General features: G+C 32.8%; 3 protein-coding genes and 1 pseudogene. 1 reads left to right on the top strand and 3 read right to left on the bottom strand.

Annotated features, from left to right (window positions below):
* Nucleotides 1–321: 321 nt before the first annotated feature.
* Nucleotides 322–1,707 (top strand): hypothetical protein, encoded by a 1,386-nt coding sequence (locus KFD70_RS28860; protein WP_336454637.1) that lies wholly within the window; start codon nucleotides 322–324, stop codon nucleotides 1,705–1,707.
* Nucleotides 1,708–1,763: 56 nt separating this feature from the next.
* On the opposite strand, the pseudogene KFD70_RS28855 reads toward KFD70_RS28860, so the two are convergent.
* The 3 genes and pseudogenes from KFD70_RS28855 to KFD70_RS28845 form a co-directional block, all read right to left on the bottom strand.
* A pseudogene (locus KFD70_RS28855) lies at nucleotides 1,764–1,913 on the bottom strand (response regulator); the annotation flags it as partial.
* A gap of 165 nt (nucleotides 1,914–2,078) precedes the next feature.
* Nucleotides 2,079–3,707, bottom strand: coding sequence for a peptide ABC transporter substrate-binding protein (locus KFD70_RS28850; protein ID WP_336454638.1), 1,629 nt, complete (start codon nucleotides 3,705–3,707; stop codon nucleotides 2,079–2,081).
* A gap of 185 nt (nucleotides 3,708–3,892) precedes the next feature.
* Nucleotides 3,893–3,985, bottom strand: a complete 93-nt coding sequence (locus KFD70_RS28845) for an IS3 family transposase (protein ID WP_431613448.1) — start codon at nucleotides 3,983–3,985, stop codon at nucleotides 3,893–3,895.
* Between the last annotated feature and the right edge of the window lie 13 nt (nucleotides 3,986–3,998).

The raw sequence follows: 3,998 nt of genomic DNA, 5'->3' as shown, positions 1-3,998 counted from the left end.
GAATGCTGACCATCTTTATAAAGAGCTAAAATAGCTAATTTTTCAGCTTTAGAATATTTTATTCGTGACATAAAAACGCCCTCTTAGATAAACAGATTTTTATTTTTTATCTGTCTACTTAAGGGGGAGCATATCATCTTTTTTCAAAATGGATTCTTCTCATTTACCGTAAAATATGGGTTTGTGAGGTGTTTTTGATTAAACATTATTTTAAAGCAACACCAAAAAATAAGGAAATACGAGGAATTGATGCAGAATAAAATGAATGTTATAACATTGAAAGTCTGAGCTTCAAGACTTTGTCTATGGAGGGAATGTAAAATGTTAAAAAGAAAATTTAACTATTTATTATTAATCCTTGTAATGATTACTTCTTGTGTTGTTCCTCTTTCTACAGTTCATGCAGTTATACAATCCTCTGAAAAATCGATGCAAGAGCCTGGAATAAAGTATGAGAATAATGATTTAGGATTTTCACTGACACTTCCAGAGTCTTGGAGAGATAAATACAATGTTGAAGTAAGGGATAAAACCAATGTAGCCTTTAGGGTTAAGCTTCATAGAACCTATGACGATGAAAGATATAATAATATCTTTCTTTTTACGATTCATGTGGGCGATGAAAATCTAGAAAAAGAGGGTGGGGAAGATTTTCTTATTGGAACTAATAATGGGAAAGCCTACTCAGTGAGTGTGGATTATGCACTTCAACATTACGACCGTTATGAAGAGATGTTTCCGGAAGCAACTGAAGGCGAACGCAGGATGATTGCAACGATGACCAAGCAAATAACAGATATTTTAAAAAGTTTTAAAATGCTCGACAAAAAAGCTAACGGTAGATGGGAAGCTCCAAAAAGGTTTACTAAAAACCTATTATATGATTTTGAAGCGATTAGAACCACAAAAATTGGAAAAGAGGAAGTTGTGTTTTCTATAATTAAAACTCCTATCGACAATATTCGCACTGAAGTTATTAAGAAACCTGTAAGTGCAACGAACTATATCGGTATAAATGGCGGATTCAATGATCAGAGTAATGGGACAGTGGAACCTAGATCAATTTCTTATTACAATCCTGCTATGGTAACAGATGGATCAACTGAGGTAAGTAATTTTAACAGTACGAGCAACCCTGAAAGATTTCCGAACACTATCGCTTCTCGATCAACTTTCGTTACTTATTACGATAAAAATGAAAAGCGGACTAAAGCAACAATTATCCCAGCTGCGAGCTTGGACGATGTGTTCAAACAATTTGCACCGCATCAAGAGGTCATAAATGCAATTGGTGGGAAAGGATATGACATAAACCATTTTAGAGGGAGCAAAAAAGATTATTCTCAAACTCCTCTCAGAAGAACCATACTAGCATATAAAGAAGAAAACGGTACTGTCTATGCTTATTTAATCATTACACAATCTTTTGTAACAGTTGAAAGGCTAAAGCTACATGTTGAAAAGTTAGGTTTTAAGGAAAATGAAAATATTATGTTAGATGCATCTGGATCGACATCAATGCGAGCTAAGATTAAAAAATTTAATGGTAAATGGGAATGGTATGTAGATAAAGGGAGCGAAGGTATCGGTTTGTTTTCATATTTTTTAGTTTACTTAGTGGGATATTTCTTCGATACGGACACAAAGAATCCTGCAGATAGGAAAGTATACAACATGATTAGATTAATTGATGAACCTAAAAGCTGAGATCATTTCTCGGCTTTTTGACTGCACCCCAAATGTTAGCTATGTTATTTCTAACATAGCTGAATGTCATTCGTATCTAATACCTCTAATGCCTCTATTCCGTTATAAGTTCTTAAAACTTTAAACCCTTCTTGTTTCAAATGTACGTTAATTAATTGAACAATATCTCTATCGTCATCTACGATTAATATAGATTGTTGATTCATAGTTCATCCTCTTTAATGTTTATTTGAAATATACTCCACCACTTTATATTAACATAGCTATAGGATTAGAACTTTGAAATACACCATTTATTCTCCATAACTTGTATTATCTCTAAACTAATAGCAAAAAAGCTAAGACACATACGCCCTAGCTTTTTATCTCATCTATCTCTCACTTAAATAAGCATTTTTATACGTATATACCCCACCAAATTGATGCTTTTCAATGCCTTTTACATACTCTTTTTGTATATATGCCGAACCAGTATGATAAAGAGGGGCAACCGCAGCATCTTCTAACAATAGACGCTCTGCTTGTTGTAAAACTTCCCATCTTTTCTGTTGGTCTAGTACCATATCATCTTTTGCTTTCTGTATAAGATCATCATAATTAGAATTTGAGTAGTTCATCTTATTGTTTGGGTTATCAGTTGTAAATAATTCTAAGTAACTTATCGGATCTTTATAATCTGGACCCCATACTACCATAGAAATATCATATTGTCCTGTTTGTTCAATTTGCAATTTTTGTTTAAATGGTTGCTGTTTAATCCGCACTGTTATACCTGCTAAATTCTTTTCGAGTTCTCCTTTTATATATTCCGCTATACGCTTTGCATTGTCTTGTTCAAATGTTAAAAATTCAAGTGTGACACTTTCTGTACTTAGTTCTTTTTTTGCATCTTCCCAAAGTTTTTTTGCCTTTTGTAAATCCTGTACAGCAATATCTCCATTTTCCTTCCGAAAATCTTTTCCATCTGTTTCATTCTTGTATCCTATTGGTATAAGACCTTGTGCAGGCATTGCACCATTGTTCATGAAATGATTTACAAATTCCTCTTTATTTAGTGCTAAAGAAATAGATTTCCGAATTTTTTTATTTTCTAGAAAAGAATTTCTTTCATTAAAACGAAGCATGGCTACTGCAGGCTCGTTTGCCATATGTAATTCTTTATTATCTTTATATCGATCTACAAACGTAGAATTTATCGGCACTCGGTCAAGACTTCCAGATTCATACAAATTAACAGCTGTCATCGTATCTTTTACAATATGAAAATTTATTTCATCTAGCTTTACTTTCCCTTTATCCCAATATGTATTGTTTTTCTTCAATTGAAATTCTTGTTCGTGCTTCCATGTTTCTAATGCAAATGGTCCATTATATATAGCATATTTAGGTTCTAGCCCATAATTTTTTCCTTGCTTTGTAACAAAGGCTTCGTTCTGTGGTAAATAAATAGGCAATGCTAATAAATGTAAAAAATAAGGAACCGGCTGTTCTAATTGTACCTCTAATGTATAATCATCTTTTGCGTTTGCCCCTATTTGTTCAATAGGAATATTCCCTTCATTTATTCCCTTTGCATTCTTTAAATAAAAGAGCATATATGCATACTGCGAGGCAGTTTCCGGATTTAAAGTACGTTTCCAGGCGTAGACAAAATCATGTGCCGTTACAGCTTCTCCATTTGACCATTTTGCATCTTTACGTAAATGGAATATATATCTTTTTCCATCTTCACTTCTCTCAAATGACTTTGCCACACCTGAAATAGGTTTATCTTGATGATCTAGAACATATAATCCTTCAAATATATTTTGCATCACATGTGATGATGTACCATCCATTGTTTTCACTGTGTCAAGGGAAGGAATTTCTTCTGATACCGTTACGTTTAATACTTGTTTTTTCACTGCTTCATTTGTTTTTATAGCTTTACTACTGCAAGCAGTTAACAGTAACACAATTGTAAGTATAAATGCAATTGAGCGTTTCTCATGTTGCTTCATGAATTTTTCTCCTTAAATTCAAATAATATTATAAAACGCTATACATTATAGCAGAAAGACCAGTATAAAGTCGTGATATTCTATTGAATATTTATTTGTTTCACATAAAATTCATAAAAAAAAACGCCCTCCTCTTCTATTTCATTAATGGTCTGACCCCATTTGGTGAGACAAAGAAAAAACACCTAGACAACATGTTTCCTATAAGCTATAGGTGACATATTATCTAATTTTCTCTGAATCCGTTCATTATTATAGTAGTGGATGTATTCCTCCACAGTTTGTATTATA

This window comes from Bacillus pfraonensis (assembly GCF_050768835.1).
Taxonomy (GTDB): Bacteria; Bacillota; Bacilli; order Bacillales; family Bacillaceae_G; genus Bacillus_A; species Bacillus_A pfraonensis.
Note: the sequence above shows the minus strand (reverse complement) of the source record. Positions and strands in the feature narration are given on the sequence as shown.